The 17,056-nt window shown below is 70.7% G+C and carries 17 protein-coding genes; 2 read left to right on the plus strand and 15 right to left on the minus strand.

Annotated elements, in window-relative coordinates:
* From ABTU82_RS07560 to ABTU82_RS07595, 8 genes are all read right to left on the minus strand, one after another.
* Window positions 1-645, minus strand: a complete 645-nt coding sequence (locus ABTU82_RS07560; RefSeq protein ID WP_116648144.1) for a 3-oxoacid CoA-transferase subunit B — start codon at window positions 643-645, stop codon at window positions 1-3.
* Window positions 642-1,391, minus strand: a complete 750-nt coding sequence (locus tag ABTU82_RS07565; protein WP_116648145.1) for a 3-oxoacid CoA-transferase subunit A — start codon at window positions 1,389-1,391, stop codon at window positions 642-644. The genes ABTU82_RS07560 and ABTU82_RS07565 overlap by 4 nt, the downstream gene beginning before the upstream one ends.
* Window positions 1,388-1,789: a 4-carboxymuconolactone decarboxylase gene (pcaC, locus tag ABTU82_RS07570; RefSeq protein ID WP_116648146.1), complete on the minus strand. Its 402-nt coding sequence runs from the start codon at window positions 1,787-1,789 to the stop codon at window positions 1,388-1,390. Before pcaC ends, ABTU82_RS07565 begins: the two co-directional genes overlap by 4 nt.
* Entirely contained in the window at window positions 1,786-2,574 is a 789-nt protein-coding gene (locus tag ABTU82_RS07575; RefSeq protein WP_407172711.1) for an alpha/beta fold hydrolase, read from the minus strand. Before ABTU82_RS07575 ends, pcaC begins: the two co-directional genes overlap by 4 nt.
* Window positions 2,571-3,923: a lyase family protein gene (locus tag ABTU82_RS07580; RefSeq protein ID WP_407172713.1), complete on the minus strand. Its 1,353-nt coding sequence runs from the start codon at window positions 3,921-3,923 to the stop codon at window positions 2,571-2,573. Before ABTU82_RS07580 ends, ABTU82_RS07575 begins: the two co-directional genes overlap by 4 nt.
* Window positions 3,913-4,512 carry a protocatechuate 3,4-dioxygenase subunit alpha gene (pcaG, locus tag ABTU82_RS07585; RefSeq protein ID WP_116648149.1) on the minus strand — a complete coding sequence of 200 codons (600 nt, stop codon included), beginning with the start codon at window positions 4,510-4,512 and terminating at the stop codon, window positions 3,913-3,915. The genes ABTU82_RS07580 and pcaG overlap by 11 nt, the downstream gene beginning before the upstream one ends.
* Before the next feature lies 1 nt (window position 4,513).
* Entirely contained in the window at window positions 4,514-5,392 is an 879-nt protein-coding gene (gene pcaH, locus ABTU82_RS07590; protein ID WP_116648150.1) for a protocatechuate 3,4-dioxygenase subunit beta, read from the minus strand.
* 82 nt (window positions 5,393-5,474) lie between these two features.
* Window positions 5,475-6,239 carry an IclR family transcriptional regulator gene (locus ABTU82_RS07595; RefSeq protein ID WP_116648151.1) on the minus strand — a complete coding sequence of 255 codons (765 nt, stop codon included), beginning with the start codon at window positions 6,237-6,239 and terminating at the stop codon, window positions 5,475-5,477.
* A 228-nt stretch (window positions 6,240-6,467) separates the two neighbouring features.
* Here ABTU82_RS07595 and ABTU82_RS07600 point away from each other — a divergent pair, with 228 nt between their 5' ends.
* Together ABTU82_RS07600 and ABTU82_RS07605 are read left to right on the plus strand one after the other, a co-directional pair.
* Window positions 6,468-7,658, plus strand: a complete 1,191-nt coding sequence (locus tag ABTU82_RS07600) for a 4-hydroxybenzoate 3-monooxygenase (protein WP_116648152.1) — start codon at window positions 6,468-6,470, stop codon at window positions 7,656-7,658.
* A gap of 55 nt (window positions 7,659-7,713) precedes the next feature.
* Window positions 7,714-8,946, plus strand: coding sequence for an MFS transporter (locus tag ABTU82_RS07605; protein ID WP_407172717.1), 1,233 nt, complete (start codon window positions 7,714-7,716; stop codon window positions 8,944-8,946).
* Window positions 8,947-9,051: 105 nt separating this feature from the next.
* Here ABTU82_RS07605 and ABTU82_RS07610 read toward each other — a convergent pair whose 3' ends face one another.
* The 7 genes from ABTU82_RS07610 to ABTU82_RS07640 form a co-directional block, all read right to left on the minus strand.
* Window positions 9,052-10,539 (minus strand): benzaldehyde dehydrogenase, encoded by a 1,488-nt coding sequence (locus ABTU82_RS07610; protein WP_116648224.1) that lies wholly within the window; start codon window positions 10,537-10,539, stop codon window positions 9,052-9,054.
* A gap of 34 nt (window positions 10,540-10,573) precedes the next feature.
* Entirely contained in the window at window positions 10,574-11,494 is a 921-nt protein-coding gene (locus ABTU82_RS07615; protein ID WP_116648153.1) for a sugar phosphate isomerase/epimerase family protein, read from the minus strand.
* 2 nt (window positions 11,495-11,496) lie between these two features.
* On the minus strand, window positions 11,497-12,279 hold the full coding sequence (locus ABTU82_RS07620) for an SDR family NAD(P)-dependent oxidoreductase (RefSeq protein ID WP_407172720.1): 783 nt from the start codon (window positions 12,277-12,279) through the stop codon (window positions 11,497-11,499).
* Between the two features lie 96 nt (window positions 12,280-12,375).
* A complete protein-coding gene (locus ABTU82_RS07625; RefSeq protein WP_407172722.1) occupies window positions 12,376-13,356 on the minus strand; it encodes a sugar ABC transporter substrate-binding protein in 981 nt (326 codons plus the stop codon).
* An 86-nt stretch (window positions 13,357-13,442) separates the two neighbouring features.
* Window positions 13,443-14,438 carry an ABC transporter permease gene (locus tag ABTU82_RS07630; RefSeq protein ID WP_121147706.1) on the minus strand — a complete coding sequence of 332 codons (996 nt, stop codon included), beginning with the start codon at window positions 14,436-14,438 and terminating at the stop codon, window positions 13,443-13,445.
* Window positions 14,435-15,964, minus strand: coding sequence for a sugar ABC transporter ATP-binding protein (locus tag ABTU82_RS07635; protein WP_407172724.1), 1,530 nt, complete (start codon window positions 15,962-15,964; stop codon window positions 14,435-14,437). Before ABTU82_RS07635 ends, ABTU82_RS07630 begins: the two co-directional genes overlap by 4 nt.
* Window positions 15,961-17,031, minus strand: a complete 1,071-nt coding sequence (locus ABTU82_RS07640; protein WP_407172726.1) for a zinc-dependent alcohol dehydrogenase — start codon at window positions 17,029-17,031, stop codon at window positions 15,961-15,963. The genes ABTU82_RS07635 and ABTU82_RS07640 overlap by 4 nt, the downstream gene beginning before the upstream one ends.
* Between the last annotated feature and the right edge of the window lie 25 nt (window positions 17,032-17,056).

Genomic DNA, 17,056 nt, shown 5'->3' on the forward strand with positions numbered 1-17,056 from the left:
TCAGTCCTTCGGAGTGAGAGAGAGCCCGAGGGCGGCCTCGAGCGAGGCGACGGTGTTGTCGCCGAAGAGCTCGCGCACGACGAACCCGTCGGGCGTGACGTCGAAGATCGCGTGGTCGGTGTAGACCCGCGAGACGCAGCCGACACCGGTGAGCGGGTAGGCGCAGGTCTCGACCAGCTTCGGCTCCCCCGACTTCGTCAGGAGGTCGGTCATGACGTAGACGTCCTTCGCGCCGATCGCGAGATCCATCGCGCCGCCGACGGCGGGGATCGCCCCGGGCTCGCCCGTCGACCAGTTCGCGAGGTCGCCGTTCTGCGAGACCTGGAAGGCACCGAGCACGCACACGTCGAGGTGTCCGCCGCGCATCATCGCGAACGAGTCGGCGTGGTGGAAGTACGCCGCGCCCGGTAGCGCGGTGACCGCCTGCTTGCCGGCGTTGATGAGGTCGGGATCCACCGCGCCGGCCTCCGGCGCGGGGCCCATGCCGAGCAGCCCGTTCTCGGTGTGGAGCAGGATCTCCTCGCCCTCGGGGAGAAAGTTCGCCACGAGGGTCGGCGCCCCGATGCCGAGGTTCACCACCGCACCCTCGGGGATGTCGGCGGCGATGCGCGCCGCGAGGTCGTTGCGCGAGATGCGGGTGGTCATGACGCCTCCTCGGCGGATGCGGCGAGGGGCGACCCCTCGAGGTCGACGCCGCCGACGAAGACGCCGTCGCGCAGCCACGGGCGCTCCCCCACCGCGACGACGCGGTCGACGAAGATGCCGGGGGTGACGACCGCCTCGGGGTCGAGGTGGCCGAGGCCGACGACCTCGTCGACCTGCACGATGGTCGTGGTGGCGGCCGTCGCCATGATCGGGCCGAAGTTGCGCGCGGTCTCGCGGTAGACGAGGTTGCCCCAACGATCGGCACGGTAGGCCGAGATCAGGGCGAAGTCGGCGCGGATCGGATACTCCAGCACGTAGCGACGCCCGTCGATCTCGCGCTCCTCCTTGCCCTCGGCCAGGAGCGTGCCGACACCGGTGGGTGAGAAGAACGCGCCGATGCCGGCACCCGCCGCGCGGATGCGCTCGGCGAGGTTGCCCTGGGGGACGAGTTCGAGCTCGATCTCACCGGCGCGGTAGAGCCCGTCGAAGACCCACGAATCAGCTTGCCGAGGGAACGAGCACACGATCTTGCGCACCTGCCCGGCGGCCAGGAGCGCCGCGAGCCCGGTGTCGCCATTGCCGGCGTTGTTGTTGACGATGGTGAGCTCCCGCGCTCCCGACGCGATCAGCGCATCGATGAGCTCGACGGGCTGCCCGGCGCGGCCGAAGCCGCCGATCATCACCGTCGCGCCGTCGGGAATCCCCGCGACGGCGGCCGCAGCATCCGCAACCTGTTTGTCGATCATGCGTCCCCCTCGGCGAAGATCTCGGAAGCGATGCGGAAGGCCGTGTTGGCGGCCGGCACCCCGCAGTAGATCGCCGACTGCAGAATGACCTCGGAGATCTCCGCGGTCGTGAGCCCGTTGCGAAGGGCTGCCCGCAGGTGCATCGCGAGCTCCTCGTGGTGGCCGAGGGCGATGAGCGCCGTCAGCACCGCGATCGACCGCGACCGGCGATCGAGGGCGGGACGCGACCAGATGTCGCCCCAGGCGTACCGCGTGATGAGGTCCTGGAAATCGGCGGTGAACGCGGTCGTGCGCTCGACGGCGCGGTCGACGTGCGCGTCGGAGAGCACCTCCCGCCGCACGCGCATGCCCTGCGCGTGCCGTTCGGCGTCGGTCGATCCGTGATCCGGGGTCGTCATGCGGCCTCCTCATCGATGCGGCGGAAGAAGTCGTCGAGCGCGGTCGCGACCGCGGCGGGCTGCTCGGCAGGAGGCAGGTGCGCGGCATCGGCGATGCGGATGCTGCGCCCGCGGCGGACGCCGCGTGCGATCTCGTCGGCCTTCGCCTCCGGGGCGACCTGGTCGAACTCGCCCCACATCGCCAGCACCGGGGCGGCGATCTCGCCCAGGCGCTCTCGCACGTCGTACGCGGCGAGCGCTTCGCAGCAGGCGGCGTAGCTCTCGTCGTCGGCGTCCTGCAGGGCGTGGAGCAGGCGCCCCGTGAGTTCGGGTTCGCGGGCGAGCGAGTCGGGCGCGAACCACCGGCTCGCCGAGGCGGTGATGAGCGCCGACGTCGACTGCGCCCTCACTTGGGCCGCGCGGGCGTGCCAGGAGTCGGAGTCGCCGAGGAGCGCACCCGAGGCGACCGCCGCGGTGGCGTCGACGAGGTCGGGGTGACGCAGCGCCAGCTCCAGCCCGGTGGCGCCGCCGAGCGAGACGCCGGCGTAGCGGACGGGGCCTTCGGAGAGGCCGCGCGCGACGTCGGCGACCGCGTCGGCCAGGTCGGCGACCGTGAAGGGCGACGTCGATGCGGGTGAGGCACCGTGGCCGGGGAGGTCCCACGCCACGACGCGGTGGGAGCGCGCGAGAACGGGGATGACGCGCTCCCAGAGGATCGTCGAAGTGCCCAGCGACGGTCCGAGCAGCAGCAGGGGCGCGTCGGCGGGACCGACCGGGGCGGTATGGGCCAGCGTGGGGACGGTCATCGGTTCTCTCCTTCGCCGAGGCGGTCGACGAACGTCGTGGCGAGGCCCGTGTACCGGGCGGGGTCGAGCAGGTCGTCGACGTCGAGCCCGGACGCCTCGGGGAGGGCGCGCACGAGGTCGGCGAGATCCGTGTCGGCGGCCTGCCGGATCAGCGCGGCGAAGCGCTCGCGCCCGATCAGGGGAACGAGCACGAGGCCGATTCGCTCGCTCACGAGCAGCCCGTCGGTGAGGGCGAGGTTGCGCGCGACGGCCTCGCGATCGACGGTCAGCCCGGCGGCGAGCGATGCCGCGTGCGCGGCTGCCCCGAGCGCGAGGCGGAGGAGTTCGCGCAGGGTCGGCCATTCGGCGTGCCAGGCGCCGTCGGGCCGCTCGTCGACGGCGAGGGCCGCAGCCAGATGCAGGGTGGCGCCGAGCTGCGGCGCGCGAAGGGCGGCCGAGCGCACGAGCACCGACGAGACGGGGTTGGCCTTCTGGGGCATCGCCGACGACCCGCCGCCCGCGGCCTCCGAGAGCTCGCCGATCTCGGTGCGGGTGAGGGTGGCGACGTCGGTGGCGAAGACGCCCACCGCGTCGATCGCCTGTACGAGGGCGTCGCCGAGCTCGGTGACGGGCCAGCGCTCGGTGTGCCAGGGGGCGTCGGCGGGTCGCAGGCCCAGTTCGGCCGCGTAGGCCGCCGTCAGCCCGGCGGCGCGTTCCGCGCCGAGGTCGGCGACGAACGCCGCCAGGGTGCCCGCGGCACCCCCGAGCTGCGCGGGCAGTTCTGCGCGCGCCGCGTCGAGACGCACGATGGCACGACGGATGCTGCGCACCCACCCCGCAGCGCGCGCCCCGACGGTCGTCGGCACGGCGTGCTGGGTGAGGGTGCGGGCGGCCGCGACGACGTCGCGATTCGTGGTGGCGAGAGCGGTGAGCGCCGCCTCGACCCGGTGGAGGTCGTCGCGCACCCGATCGGCCGCTGATCGAGCGAGGAGCATCAGAGCGTTGTCGAGGATGTCCTGACTGGTCGCCCCCCGGTGCACCCACGGCCGTGCGGCCTCGGGAACACGCTGCCTCAGCATCCCGACCAGGGCCACCACGGGGTTACCCGCGGCGACGGCAGCGACGGCGAGGTCGGCCGCGTCCAGGCCGTGCCCCCGGCACCCCTTGCCGACCCCTGTCCACCCGAGCGTTGTCGACACACCGTCGGCGATGTCGGCGGGAGCCGCTCCCACCGACGCGAGCGCACGGACGAGCGCGACCTCGGCCGCGACGAGGGCGTCGAGCACCGCAGCATCCGAAACCGCCGCATCGTGCCCCGCGCTGACGGGCGAGAGCAGTCCGACGTCGAGGGGATGCGGGTCAGAAGGCAAGGAAGACGGTCTCCTTCTCGCCCTGCAGCCGGATGTCGTGCTGGAGGTGACCCTCGGGCGTGCGGGTCGCGATGAGCGTAGCGCGCTCGTCGGCGTCGAGGGAGGCCAGCAGGGCGTCGGCGGCCAGCGCGTCGGTGTCCTCGGGGAGGTAGATGCGCGTGTGCAGCTTGTCGGGGAGTCCGCGGGCGAAGACGACCGCCGCGAAGAACGGCGCCTTGCCGTCGACCGCGCCGGGGTTGCGGGTCCAGAACTCGAATCGGCCCTCGTCGGTCGTGAACGCGCGGCCGAAGCCGGTGAAGGTGTGGTCGTCGCGGCGACGCGAGCCGCGCCCGCGCGAGACGGTGCCATCGCTGTCGGCGCCCCAGATCTCTATGCAGGCGTCGGGGATGGGCGCCCCCGCGCCGTCGCGGAGGACGCCGCCGACGACGATCGCACCCGGAGAGTGCGGGAAGACGACCTCGTGCATCTTCGGATACTGCAGCCCGAACGCGAAGAACGGGCCGATCGTCTGCCCGGCGGTCGGCGGCAGCGGCGCGGCGCCGGCCGCCTTCACGAGGCGCCGGCGACGGGTCTCGGTGGTCTCGCTCATGTCAGTGCTCTCCCTCGGGCTCGAACCACGTCGCATCCGGACCGTCGACGACGATGTTCCAGCGGTAGCCCATCGAGAACTCGGGCACCGTCAGGTCGTGGTCGTAGGTCGAGATCAGTCGGTCGCGATCGCTCTGGCGGGCGATCGTGTTGTAGATGGGATCGAGGGCGAACAGCGGGTCGCCCGGGAAGTACATCTGCGTGATGATGCGCTGCGTGAAACCCGTGCCGAACAGCGAGAAGTGGATGTGGGCGGGACGCCAGGCGTTGACGTGGTTCTTCCAGGGGTAGGGCCCCGGCTTGATCGTGGTGAAGAAGTACTCGCCGTTGTCGTCCGTGATCATGCGTCCCGCGCCCGTGAAGTTCGGGTCGAGCGGGGCGGGGTGCTGATCGCGCTGGTGGATGTAGCGGCCCGCGGCGTTGGCCTGCCACACCTCGATGAGCTGGTTCGCAACGGGGCGGCCCCAGCTGTCGACGACCCGGCCGGTCACCGTGATGCGCTCGCCCTGCGGTTCGCCGGTGTGCTGCAGGGTCAGGTCGGACTCGATCGCCGCGACGTCGCGCTGGCCGTAGGCGGGCGAGAAGAGCTCGATCGTCTCGGGGTCGACGAGGCGCGGGTTCTTCGTGGGGTGCCGCAGCACGCTGGAGCGATAGGGAGAGAAGTCGATCAGCGTGCGGGGCAGGGTCTCACCGGCCTCCTCGCGCGCAGCGGCGGCACGGTGCAGATCGCCGATCTCGGCGGTGATCTCGCGCTGCGACGGCATGTCGGGCGACGCCAGGAGCGACTCGGGCGCGGCCGCCGTCTGCTCGAGCACGACGCTCGAGCCGAACGCTTCCTCGCCGCGCGGGTCGGCGTCCGCCGCGTTCTCCAAAGCGGTCATGGGGTCTCCTTCGACGGTCCATTCGAGTGGGGTGTCTACAGAGTCGCACCGGGGGTGGCGGGCGCAGCATCCCCGTTCCCACTCAGTGGGAATCAGGGTGTCGCACGGCGCGCGTGAGGTCTTTCGCGGTCTGCATCACCAGAGGCGCGAGCCTGCGCTCGTCGAGCGCCTCGCCCAGGTGCGCCACGATGCCGATGGCCGCCGGGGGCAGCCCCGGAAGCGCACCCAGGGCAGCGGCAACCGAGAAGTTCCCGAGCGTCATCTCCTCGCGGGTCGTCGCGTAACCCCGGCCCCGCGCGCGCTCGATGTCGGCCCGCAGGCGCTCGGGGTCGGTGATCGAGAGCCGGGTCTCGAGTTCGAGCGGAGCGGAGAGGTAGTCGTCGAGCCAGACGTCGTCGCGCGTGGCGAGCAGCGCCTTGCCGACACCGGTCGCGTGCAGCGGGTGGCGCCCGCCGCTGCGGCTGATCGTCGGCACCGATGAGCGCCCGGTGATGCGTCCGACGAAGATGGCGGATGCTGCGGAAGGGGTGGGATCGTCGAGCACCGCGAGGTGCACGTTCTCACCGGTCGCCTCGTACAGGCGCACCATGTGCGGAAGCGCCGTCTCGCGCAGCTGCGCCGCGAGGGGCGACAGCTCGCCGATCTCCCAGAGCTGCGCGCCGACCGCATACCGGTGGCCCGTGGTGCGCGCCAGCATCCCCTCGGTCAGCATCATGGCTATCAGGCGGTGCACCGTCGACAGCGCCAGCCCCGATCGCTCGGACAGCTGGCTCGCGGTGAGCTGCGGATCGTCCTCGGTGAAGGCGCGCAGCAGCCCCATCGCCCGCTGCAGGACCCCGTCGCTCACTCTCGCCTCCCCCCACGACGCTACTCGCCAGGTAGCGCGGGGAGGAGATGACACGGGCGGAGGATGATCAGTGCCTCCGGCGTCCTCCGCTCGTGAGATCTCCTCCGTCGGCCACGAGGGGGGATTCCCACCGAGTGGGAATGGTGGGCGGCGAGAGCCGAGCCCGCGCGGCAGAGTGGTCGGCAGCATCCGTGCACCCCCCGCCCTGCCCTCGTCGAAGGAGACGCCATGACCCGAGTCGAGCGCACCCGCGTCGCGATCGTGGGGGCCGGCCCCGCCGGCCTGCTGCTGTCGCACCTGCTCGCCGCCTCCGGCATCGAGTCGATCGTGCTCGACCGGCGCTCGCGCGAGGAGATCGAGAACACGATCCGCGCGGGCATCCTCGAGCAGGGCACGGTCGACCTTCTCGTCGAGACCGGGGCCTCGACGCGGGTGCTGACCGACGGCAACCGTCACGACGGCATCGAGCTGCGCTTCGCCGGCGAGGGGCACCGCATCGACTTCCCCGCACTCGTCGGCCGCAGCGTCTGGCTCTACCCGCAGCACGAGGTGCTGCGAGACCTCGTCGCCGCGCGCCTCGCGGCCGGGCAGGACCTCCGGCTCGAGGCGACCGTCGACCGCGTCGACGATGCGGGCACGGCGCGCCCGCGCGTGATCGGAACGGATGCTGCGGGCCAGCCGTTCGAGATCGACGCAGACTTCGTCGTCGGCTCGGACGGGTCGCGATCGGTCGTCCGGTCGGCGGTCACCGGCGGGACACGCGGCGACCTCTTCCGCGAGTACCCCTTCGCGTGGTTCGGCATCCTCTGCGAGGCGCCGCCCAGCTCGGAGGAGCTCATCTACAGCAACTCCCCCGACGGGTTCGCCCTCATCAGCCAGCGCAGCGCGACCGTGCAGCGGATGTACTTCCAGTGCGATCCCGAGGCCGACCCCGACGCGCTCACCGAGGAGCAGATCTGGGAAGAGCTGCGCATCCGCGTTCCGGGGACCGAGCTGCACGAGGGACACATCTTCCAGCGCGACGTGCTGCGCTTCCGCAGCTTCGTCGCCCCTGAGCTGCGTCACGGCCGCGTCGCGCTCGTCGGGGATGCCGCCCACACCGTGCCACCCACGGGCGCGAAGGGCATGAACCTCGCCGTCGCCGACGTCGTGCTGCTGCACACGGCACTCGTCGCTCTGCTGCAGGACAACGACGAACGCCCCCTCGACGCCTACCAGGAGGTCGCGCTGCGTCGCATCTGGAAGGCGCAGCACTTCTCGTGGTGGATGACGACGATGCTGCACTCCACCCCCGACACGAGCGAGTTCGACCACCGCCGGCAGCTCGGCGAACTGCGCTCGGTGGTCGAATCGGAGGCCGGGCGCACCTACCTCGCCGAGGCGTACACGGGCTGGCCGCTCGAGACGCGGCTCGTGTGACGACGACAGGGTCGCGCGCAGCATCCGCTCCGCTCCGGAGGAGAGTCCGGCGATCGTGACCTCTCCCCCCACCCGCCGCGGCCCCGGCATTGCGCTGCTCATCTGCGCGGTCTGCGTGATCGCGGCGAACATGCGCACCACCATCACCGGCGTGGGGCCGCTCCTCGACCAGATCGCCGCCGACCAGGGCACGAGCACGGCAGCACTCGGCGCGCTCGCCTCAGTACCGCTGGTGACCTGGGGTCTCGTCTCGCCGGCGGCCCACGCCCTGTCGTCGCGGTTCGGCATGTCGCGGGTCGTGCTGATCTCGCTCATCGCGCTCGGCGCCGGCACCGCGTGGCGATCGTGGCCGGGGGCCGGTGCGAACCTCTGGCTCGGCACGATCTTCATCGGCGCCGCCCTGGCCGTGGCGAACGTGCTGATGCCCGCGGTGATCAAGCGCGACTTCGGCACCCGCGTTCCGCTGATGATGGGGCTGTACACGGCGCTGCTCGGCGGGTTCGGCGCGATCGCCTCGGGAGTCGTCGTGCCGATCTCGATCGCGGCGGGCGGCGGGGCGGACGGCTGGCGCGTGGCGTTGGCGAGCACCGCGGCGCTGCTCCCGATCGCGATCGCGCTGTGGATGTGGGCGATGGCGCAGGCCCGTCGACGCGACGGGTACGTGGCCCCGGCCCGCGCTCCGCGGGCGAGTGTCGGCACGAAGCTTCGGGGCACGGGCATCTGGCGCGACCCGGTCGCCTGGCTCGTGGCGGGCTACATGGCGCTGCAGTCCGCGTACTTCTACATGCTCGTGACCTGGCTCGCCCCCTTCGCCGTCTCGCAGGGGCGGTCGGCGGTGACCGCCGGCTTCGACACGATGATCTTCCAGATCATGACCATCGTCGGCTCGCTCATCGTCCCCCTGCTGCTTCGGGGGCGTGCACGCCGGTGGATTCCCGCGGTGCTCCCCGTCGCGAGCATCGTCGGGGTCTTCGGGCTGCTCGTGGCCCCGGGCGCCCTCACCGTCTGGGCGCTCTGCGCGGGCCTCGGCGCCGGGGCCTCGCTGAACATGTCGCTCACCCTCATGGCCGAGCGGGCACGCGATTCGGTCGCCTCGTCTGCCCTGTCGGGGATGTCGCAATCGGTCGGCTACCTGTTCGCCGCCGTCTTCCCGCCGGTGTTCGGCGCCCTCCACGGGATCGACGGACGATGGATGCTGTCGCTGCTCGTGCTGCTGGCCGTACCCGTCGCCCAGGTCGCCGTGGGCGCGGCGGTCGGCCGCGACCGTTTCGTGCTCGACCGGGCCTGACGCGACGGCGCGCTCCGCGGCGAGGGTGCCCGTTTCCGCCGAGATAGCCCGAAGAAAGAGGGCAGTTCGGCGGAAACGGGCACTCTCGAGAGTGCCGCTCCGGTGTCAGAGCGGGTACTGACCGGGCTCGCGCCGCATCGTGATCCAGCGGGTCTCGGTGAACGCGTCGATGTTCGCCTCGGCCCCACCGTGGCGCGAGCCGGTGCCCGATGCCCCGACCCCGCCGAACGGGGCGTTGGCCTCGTCGTTGACGGTCTGGTCGTTGATGTGCACGATGCCGGTCGGAATGCGCTGCGCGAGCTCGAGGGCCGCGGCGGTGTCGCGGCTGACGATGCCCAGCGAGAGCCCGTAGTCGGTCTCGGAGGCCAGTGCCACCGCCTCGTCGTCGGTCGAGAACGACACGACCGACGCCACGGGTCCGAAGACCTCGTCGCAGTACGCGGCCGCGTCGCGCGGGGTGTTCGCGAGCACCGTGGGGCGGTAGAAGAGCCCCTCGTACGTACCGCCCGCCGCGAGGGTCGCGCCCTGAGCCACCGCGTCCTGCACCAGCGTGTGCACGCGGTCGCGCTGCACCTCGTCGATGAGCGGGCCGAGGTGCACCTGCCCGGCGGCCGGGTCGCCGACCACCATCGAGTCGGCCTTCGCCGCAAGCTTGGCCACGTACTCGTCGAAGAGCGACTCGTGCACGATGTGGCGTCCGACGGTCATGCAGATCTGGCCCTGGTGCAGGAACGCGCCCCACGTCGCGAGGTTCACCGCCTGGTCGACGTCGGCGTCGGCGCGCACGAGGAAGGCGGAGTTGCCGCCCAGCTCGAGGTGGGCGCGCTTGAGGTGGCGACCGGCGAGCTCGCCGACGATGCGGCCCGCGCGGGTCGAGCCGGTGAACGCGATGACCCGCACGCGGGGATCGGTGACCAGCGCCTCGCCGACGTCGGCGCCGCCCGGCACGAGCTGGAGGAGTCCTGCGGGCAGGCCCGCCTCCTCGAAGATGCGCACCATCGCCACGCCGCCGGTCATGATCGTGCGCGGGTCGGGCTTGAGCAGCACCGCGTTACCGAGCGCCAGAGCCGGTGCGACGGCGCGGATGCCGAGGATGAGAGGCACATTGAACGGCGAGATCACCGCGACGACGCCGACCGGCACGCGCTGGGCGAGCGACAGGCGCGGCTCGGCGCTCGAGAGGATCGACCCGAGCGGCGCCGACGGCAGCGCCGACGCCTCGTAGCACTCCTCCGCGGTCACGTGCAGGGCGAAGCCGGCCAGGGGCGGGATCGCCCCCACCTCGCGGATGTTCCACCCCATGATCTCGTCGGCGTGCTGCTCCCACAGCTGCCCGGCCCGGCGCAGCACCGCAGCGCGCACGGGGTGCGGGGTCGCGGCCCATTCCTTCTGCGCGCGAGCGGCCGACTCGGCGGCCCGGGCGACGTCGTCGGGCGACGCCAGCCCGACCGTCGCGATCGTCTCCCCCGTGGCGGGGGCGATGGATGCTGCGGTGCCCCCGCCGCCCGGCACCCAGGCGCCGTCGAGGTAGATCTTCCCCTCGGTCGAGGTTTCGTCGATGAGGCGGTTGCCGGCCTCCGTGATGGTGGACATGGTCGTTCCCTTCGTCTTCGATCGGGTGGTGTGCTCAGACGGTCGCGCCGCGGGAGAGGCGCTGCGCACGTCGGCCGGCGACGCTCGTCGACCAGCCGCGGCGGATCACACGCAGGGCGTCTTCGGCGAGCACCCTGCCATCATCGAACGGCGACCGCCAGATCGCCAGTGCGTCGGCTACGGGTTCGATCAGTCCGCGCCGCGAGAACGCCTCCACGCCCCAGCGCCCGGTGTACCCGTCGTCGATGGCGCGTCCGACGACCTCGGGGAGGTCGACGGCGCCGCCGCTGAGAAGACCACGACCGGACTGCCCCAGTTCGAGGTAGGCGAGCTTCGGCAGTGCGAGCCGGATGGCGGCTCCGAGGTCGGCCTCCTCGACCGCCATGTGGAAGGTGTCGAGGTGGATGCGGAGGTGATCGGATCCACTGCGCTCGACGAAGTCCATCGCCTGCGCGGCGGTGTTCACCATCGAGGTCTCGTACCGGTTGAGCACCTCGAAGGTCATCGACACACCGCGCTCGTGGGCGTAGTCGGCGACCCGCCCCACGGCGTGGGCCGAGCGATTCCGACGACGCTCCGGCACCGGCTCCGTGGGGTGGGAGAACAGGCCGTAGGGCACGCCGTTCATCTGATCGCCCCCCAGGGCGACCGTGAGGTCGACGGCCGCGCGCAGCATCGCTGCACCGGCCGCCGCCTCGTCGGGGTCGTCGGAGGAGACGTCGGCTCCCGGCGCCTGTCCCGCGATCGTGATCGGCGCGAGGCCGCTCTCGGAGAAGAGCGCTCGCAGCTCCGCAGCATCCGTCGCCTGCGCATCGAGCGGCGGGAGCACCGCGCGGCGGTACCCGAGCTCAGCCAGGGCACCGAGCGCGGCACCGAGTGCGCGCGGCTCGACGTCGGGCACGAGGACGTTGATGTGGCAGGCGAGGTCGAGGTCCAGCTCGAGGTCGGGATTCATCGCTAGAAGGTGGGCAGGTCGAGCCGCTGCTTGAAGACGGAGTAGCCGTCGTCGACGTGCACGACCGTGCCGTTGATGACGTTGGCCTCGTCGGACGCGAGGAAGGCCACCACGTCGGCGATCTCGGAGGGCTGGGTCATCTTGTTGCGCAGCTGCTCGCTCGCGAAGGTCTCTTTGAGCTCGTCGCTGAACTGGTTGATGATCGCGGTACCCACCCGTCCCGGGGTGATCGCCACGGCACGGATGCCGTACTGCGCGAGCTCGTACGCGGCCGACCGGGTGAACGAGATCACGGCGGCCTTCGCGGCGCTGTACGTGAACGACAGCTCGGCGGCCTGCTCGCCGTAGATCGACGACGTGCTGATGATGACGCCGGGGGTGCCCTGGTCGCGGAACTGCCGGCCCGCGGCGAGGATGCCGTAGTAGACGCCGTCCTGGTCGATGCGGATCATCGGCTCGTAGTCGACCGCCGGGTCGTGGTCGAGCAGCGGCTTGCCGCCCGCGATGCCGGCGTTGTTGAAGATGACGTCGAGCGTGCCGAAGACCTCGACCGCTGTGGCCACCATCGCCTCGACCTCGGCGAACACCGAGACGTCGACCTGGCAGGCCGCGGCGGCGCCGTCGAAGCCGGCGGCCGTGATCTCGTCCACGGTCTGCTGCGCCCTCTCGAGCGAGATGTCGGCGACGAGCACTTTCGCGCCCTCTCGGACGAACTTCTCGACGGTCGCTCGGCCGATGCCGCTGGCACCGCCGGTGATGATGGCGACTTTGCCTTCCAAGCGCATGGGTGTTCCTTTCGATGGGGACGTCGTATGCGTCCCGTGAGATGCCGAAGAGTGCACGGGGGCGGACGAGGATGCGTCCGCCCCCGTGGAGAAGGGTCAGAGCTTGTCGGACGGGGTGATCGTCGACGCGTTCGCCTTGTCGACGAGCGTCGTCGCGACGGCGTCGAAGTTGCTCGACGGCATCGTTCCGCTCTCCTGGTAGGCGACCATGGCCTCGACGACCGTGTCGAGGATGCTCGGCCAGGGCTGCTCCACCGTGGCGAGGAACGTTCCGCCCGATTCGATGGCGGCGATCGCTTCGCTGGTCGCGTCGACGCCGGTGACCACCGCATCCGACCCGGCCTCGTTCAGCGCCTGCGCAGCGCCGAGAGCGGCGTCGTCCCATCCGACCCAGACCGCGTCGAGTCCGCCGGGGTTCGCCTGGAGGTAGTCGGTGACGAGCGCCAGGGCCTCCGTGCGACCGGTCGCGGGCGAGGTCACCTTCTGAATGGATCCACCCGCGATGTTCGCGCCGGCTGCCTCGAACGCTTCGGCGGCGAGGCCGGCGCGCATCCGGATGCCCGGGTGGGGGTCATGGCCGATGACCATGATGTTCTTCCCCTCCAGGCCGCCCAGAGTCATGTCGATCTCGTCGACGGTCTGGTCGACGATCCCCTGCTGGTTGGCGGTGATGTTCAGCGCGAAGCCGTCCGTGGCCTCGGTGCCGGCATCAATCGCGAACATCGGGATGTCCGCGTCCTTCGCCGCGGTGATGATCGAGCTGATCGAGGCGTAGTCGGTGTAGCCGTTGAAGATGGCGTCGGCCCCCTGCCCGATGGCGCTCTCGACGGCGGGGTTCATCTTCTGGAAATCGAAGTCTCCCTGGATCATGGTGAGATCCCAGCCGAGCTCGTCTGCCTTCTCCTGCACGGCCTTGACCCACCAGGCGCCGACGGGCGTCTGGTTGCCCGACGTGAAGGCGATGACCTTGAAGGTGTCGTCGTCGCCTCCGCCACCGGCGCCGCCGGTGGAGCAACCCGTGAGGGCGAGAGCCGCGACGGCGGCTGCGGCCGCGATGGCCTTGATTCGTGTACGCACTTCATACTCCTTTGTGTCGTTGCGCTTGTGCTGTGTGGTGCCCGGGCAGGGGTGGCGCCCGGTTCTTTCGGGTGAGGTTTCTGCGTCTATCTCTCTCGGCTCTTGAACGACGACAGCGTGACGGCCGCGATGATGATGAGGCCGGTGACGACCTGCTGCACGTAGGCGTTGACGCCGAGGATGTTGAGGCCGTTGCTCATCACGCCGATGATCGCGACGCCGACGACGGTGCCGACGATGTTCGCGGCGCCCGAGCGGATCACGGTCATACCGAGGAAGACCGCGGCCACCGAGAAGAGGAGGTTGTCCTCGCCCTGCACGGCGCTCGCACTGCCGAGGCGCGCCGCGAGCAGGATGCCGCCGACGGCCGAAACGAGCCCGGCGAAGGCAAAGGCGAGAAGCCGTGCACGACGGACGTTGACGCCGGAGAGGCGTGAGACCTCGACGTTGCCGCCGGTCGCGTACCACCGCCGCCCGAGCGTCGTGTACTTGAGGACGAACCAGAGGATGAGCAGGATCGCGATCGCGAAGAACACCGGCAGCGGAATCTCGAGGAACCGCCCCTGCCCGAGCGCGTTGAACTCGGCCGGCAGGTTGAACAGCGTGGTGCCCTCGGTGACGAGGTAGGCCAGGCCCGTGACCGACGTGAGCGTCGCCAGGGTCGCGACGAACGCCGACAGATTGAGGTAGGCCACGAGCAGGCCGTTCGCGATGCCGATCAGAAGTCCGACGGCGAGGGCGATGAGGATCGCCAGCACCACGGGCATCCCGCCGAGCATGAGGGATGCGGCCACCGCCCCCGCCAGCGCGGAGGTCGCCGCGACCGACAGGTCGAAGTCGCCGACGACCATCACGAGCGACTGCGCCCCGGCGATGATCGCCAGGATCGCCACCTGGTAGAGGATGTTGCGGACGTTCGTGAAGGTGAGGAAGACGTCAGGTCGCATTGCGAAGAAGAAGACGACCAACACCACGAGCGCCAGCACGGTGCCGCTGGATAGGAGGGTCTGCCCCACCGAGCGGCGGGGCACGGCCCGGGTGCGGGAGGCGTCCTCGATCCCGGGGTTCTGCGTCGTGGTCATGAGTGGGCCTTTCCGTAGCAGTACGACAGGAGAACTTCTTCGTCCGCGCCGTCGGCGGGCACGTCGCCGGAGATCCGGCCCTCGTGCATGATGATGATGCGATCGCACATCCCGATGAGCTCGGGGAGCTCGGAGCTCACGGCGATCACGGTGGTGCCGCCGGCAACGAGCTTCCGGATGAGGCGGTAGATCTCCGCCTTCGTGCCGACGTCGATACCCCGGGTCGGCTCGTCGAGCAGGAGCACGTGAGGGTTGCGCGCCAGCATCTTGGCCAGAACGACCTTCTGCTGGTTTCCGCCGGAGAGCTCCCCCACGGGCTGTCGTGAGCTGCGCGCCTTGATCTGCAGGTCGGACATCCCCCGCGTGACGATGTCGGAGATCTTCGCCCCCGACACCATGCCGAAGGAGCTGACCCCGGGGATGTTCGCCACCGCGATGTTGTCGCGGATGGTGCTCCCGAGGATCACACCCTGTGTGCGCCGCTCTTCGGGCACGAGCGCGATCCCGGCATCCAGCGCGCGTCCGACGCTCGCCGTGTGCCCGAGCTCGTTGCCACCCACCGTGATCGTGCCACCCGCGCGCTTCTGCGCCCCGGCGAGGATGCGCAGCAGCTCGCTGCGGCCGGCGCCGGCGAGTCCGCCGATCCCGAGCACCTCTCCGCGGTGCGCCACGAACGAGACGTCCTTCACCCGGCGCCCTTGGAGGTTCTCCACCCGCAGGGCGATGTCGGTACCGACCGGCGTGCGCTCCGGGTAGAGGTCGCCGCCCGGGCGCCCGACCATGTTGGAGATGACCTCATCGATGTGCGAGTCGGCGACGTCCTTCGTCACGATGGTCTCGCCATTGCGCATGATCGTCAGGCGGTCGCACAGCTCGAAGACTTCCTCGAGGCGGTGCGAGACGTACACGATGGCCACTCCCTCGTCGCGGAGCCCGCGCAGCACGGCGAACAGCTCCGAGATCTCGGTGTCGGTGAGGGAGGCGGTCGGCTCGTCGAGGATCAGCACCCGCGCGTCGGTGGCGAGCGCCCGCGCGAATGCGACCATGGTCTGCTGCACCGGCGACAGCTCGCCCGCGAGCTTTCCGAGCGGGATCTTCTGGTGGATGCGATCGAGCTGTTCACGTGCCTGACGCCGCATCGCGCGCCAGCTCACGATGCCGCCGCGGGAGGGCGTCTGCTCCCCGAGCAGGATGTTCTCGGCGACGGTGATCGTCGGGATGATCGACAGCTCCTGGTAGAGGGCGACGATGCCGGCGCGGTTCGCGACGCGCACGTTGGCGAGTTCGATCTCTTCGCCGTCGCGCAGCAGGGTGCCGCCGTCGGGCGTGTAGACGCCGGTCAGCACCTTGATGAGGGTGGACTTCCCGGCCCCGTTCTCTCCCAGGAGGGCGTGGATCTCCCCGGGCCGCACCGAGAAGCGGGCGCCGTTCAGGGCGTGCACGCCGTCGAAACGTTTGACGATGTCGCGGGCCTCGAGCGCGATCGAGGTAGAAGCGACCCGCGGCGCCTGTTCAGCGGTGGTCATGAGATGCCTCTTTCGTCATCGATGTCGTTGCACCGCAGCACGACCTTCGGGAAGCGCCCGCTAATGTGCACCGCGAAAGCCTCGACCGCGTCTTCGAGGTCGTAGACCGCCTCGGTCAGCTCGTCGAGCTGCAGGTAGGGCAGAATCTGCAGCGCCCGGGGGAACGCGTAGGGCGAGACGAAGATGCCCGTCAGCGTCAGCTCCTTGAGGTAGAGGTAGTCCGACAGGTTGAGGGGCAGCTCGTAGTTCTCGGGATACATCGCCCCGTAGACGACGGTCGCCCCCTTGCCGGCGATGTCGAGCAGGCCCCGCACGGCGCGCGGCGATCCGGACGCGTCGATCACGACGTCGTAGCCGCGGCCGTCGGTGATCTCGGAGGCGAGAGCGGCCTGGTCTTCACCCACGGGGTCGATCACGAAGTCCGCGCCGTGGCGCAGCGCCATCTCGCGCCGCTCGGCGATGGGCTCGATCATCGTGAGCGAGGTCGCACCGTTCATCTTCATCACCTGGAGGGTGAGCTGCCCGATCGGTCCACCGCCGCAGATCGCCACCCGATCCCCGACCCGTGCGCGCGCCTTGTCCGCGATACGCACCGCCACCGAGGTCGGTTCGAGGATGCTGCCGTGCAGGAGGCTGACATCGTCGGGCAGCCGGTACACCTGTGACTCGTGCCAGGTCACGGTCTCGGCCATGCCGGGGCGGTTGTAGTCCTGGATGTTCTCGCAGAACTGCTGCCGGCCCTCCTGGCAGGGGCGGCATGTTCCGCAGAATCGCAGGAAGTTGCCCGCCACCCGGTCGCCGACCTTCAGACCGTTCCGGGTCGCCCGCTCACCCAGCGCCTCGATGACCCCCGACAGCTCGTGGCCGAGCCCGATGGGTACGTCCGTTCCGAAGAAGCCCTCCGCGAGGTGGGGGTCAGATCCGCAGATCGCCGAATAGGCGACCCGGATGCGGACGTCTTCGGGCCCGAGCGGCTGCTCGGGGAAGTCGACGACGCCGATGCGTCCTCGGGTGTTCTCGTCGGGATCGCGCAGGCTGCCGATCCGTGTCACCGCTACCGTTCTCATTCGCTTCTCCGTTGAACCGAGGTGG

The organism is Microbacterium deferens (assembly GCF_045517775.1).
Taxonomy (GTDB): domain Bacteria; phylum Actinomycetota; class Actinomycetes; order Actinomycetales; family Microbacteriaceae; genus Microbacterium.

Excerpts from the sequence above, each read along its gene's own strand:
- ABTU82_RS07560 (WP_116648144.1), bottom strand. The coding sequence starts at position 645 with ATGACCACCCGCATCTCGCGCAACGACCTCGCGGCGCGCATCGCCGCC.
- ABTU82_RS07565 (WP_116648145.1), bottom strand. The coding sequence starts at position 1,391 with ATGATCGACAAACAGGTTGCGGATGCTGCGGCCGCCGTCGCGGGGATT.
- pcaC (WP_116648146.1), bottom strand. The coding sequence starts at position 1,789 with ATGACGACCCCGGATCACGGATCGACCGACGCCGAACGGCACGCGCAG.
- ABTU82_RS07575 (WP_407172711.1), bottom strand. The coding sequence starts at position 2,574 with ATGACCGTCCCCACGCTGGCCCATACCGCCCCGGTCGGTCCCGCCGAC.
- pcaG (WP_116648149.1), bottom strand. The coding sequence starts at position 4,512 with ATGAGCGAGACCACCGAGACCCGTCGCCGGCGCCTCGTGAAGGCGGCC.
- pcaH (WP_116648150.1), bottom strand. The coding sequence starts at position 5,392 with ATGACCGCTTTGGAGAACGCGGCGGACGCCGACCCGCGCGGCGAGGAA.
- ABTU82_RS07600 (WP_116648152.1), top strand. The coding sequence starts at position 6,468 with ATGACCCGAGTCGAGCGCACCCGCGTCGCGATCGTGGGGGCCGGCCCC.
- ABTU82_RS07610 (WP_116648224.1), bottom strand. The coding sequence starts at position 10,539 with ATGTCCACCATCACGGAGGCCGGCAACCGCCTCATCGACGAAACCTCG.
- ABTU82_RS07615 (WP_116648153.1), bottom strand. The coding sequence starts at position 11,494 with ATGAATCCCGACCTCGAGCTGGACCTCGACCTCGCCTGCCACATCAAC.
- ABTU82_RS07620 (WP_407172720.1), bottom strand. The coding sequence starts at position 12,279 with ATGCGCTTGGAAGGCAAAGTCGCCATCATCACCGGCGGTGCCAGCGGC.
- ABTU82_RS07630 (WP_121147706.1), bottom strand. The coding sequence starts at position 14,438 with ATGACCACGACGCAGAACCCCGGGATCGAGGACGCCTCCCGCACCCGG.
- ABTU82_RS07635 (WP_407172724.1), bottom strand. The coding sequence starts at position 15,964 with ATGACCACCGCTGAACAGGCGCCGCGGGTCGCTTCTACCTCGATCGCG.
- ABTU82_RS07640 (WP_407172726.1), bottom strand. The coding sequence starts at position 17,031 with ATGAGAACGGTAGCGGTGACACGGATCGGCAGCCTGCGCGATCCCGAC.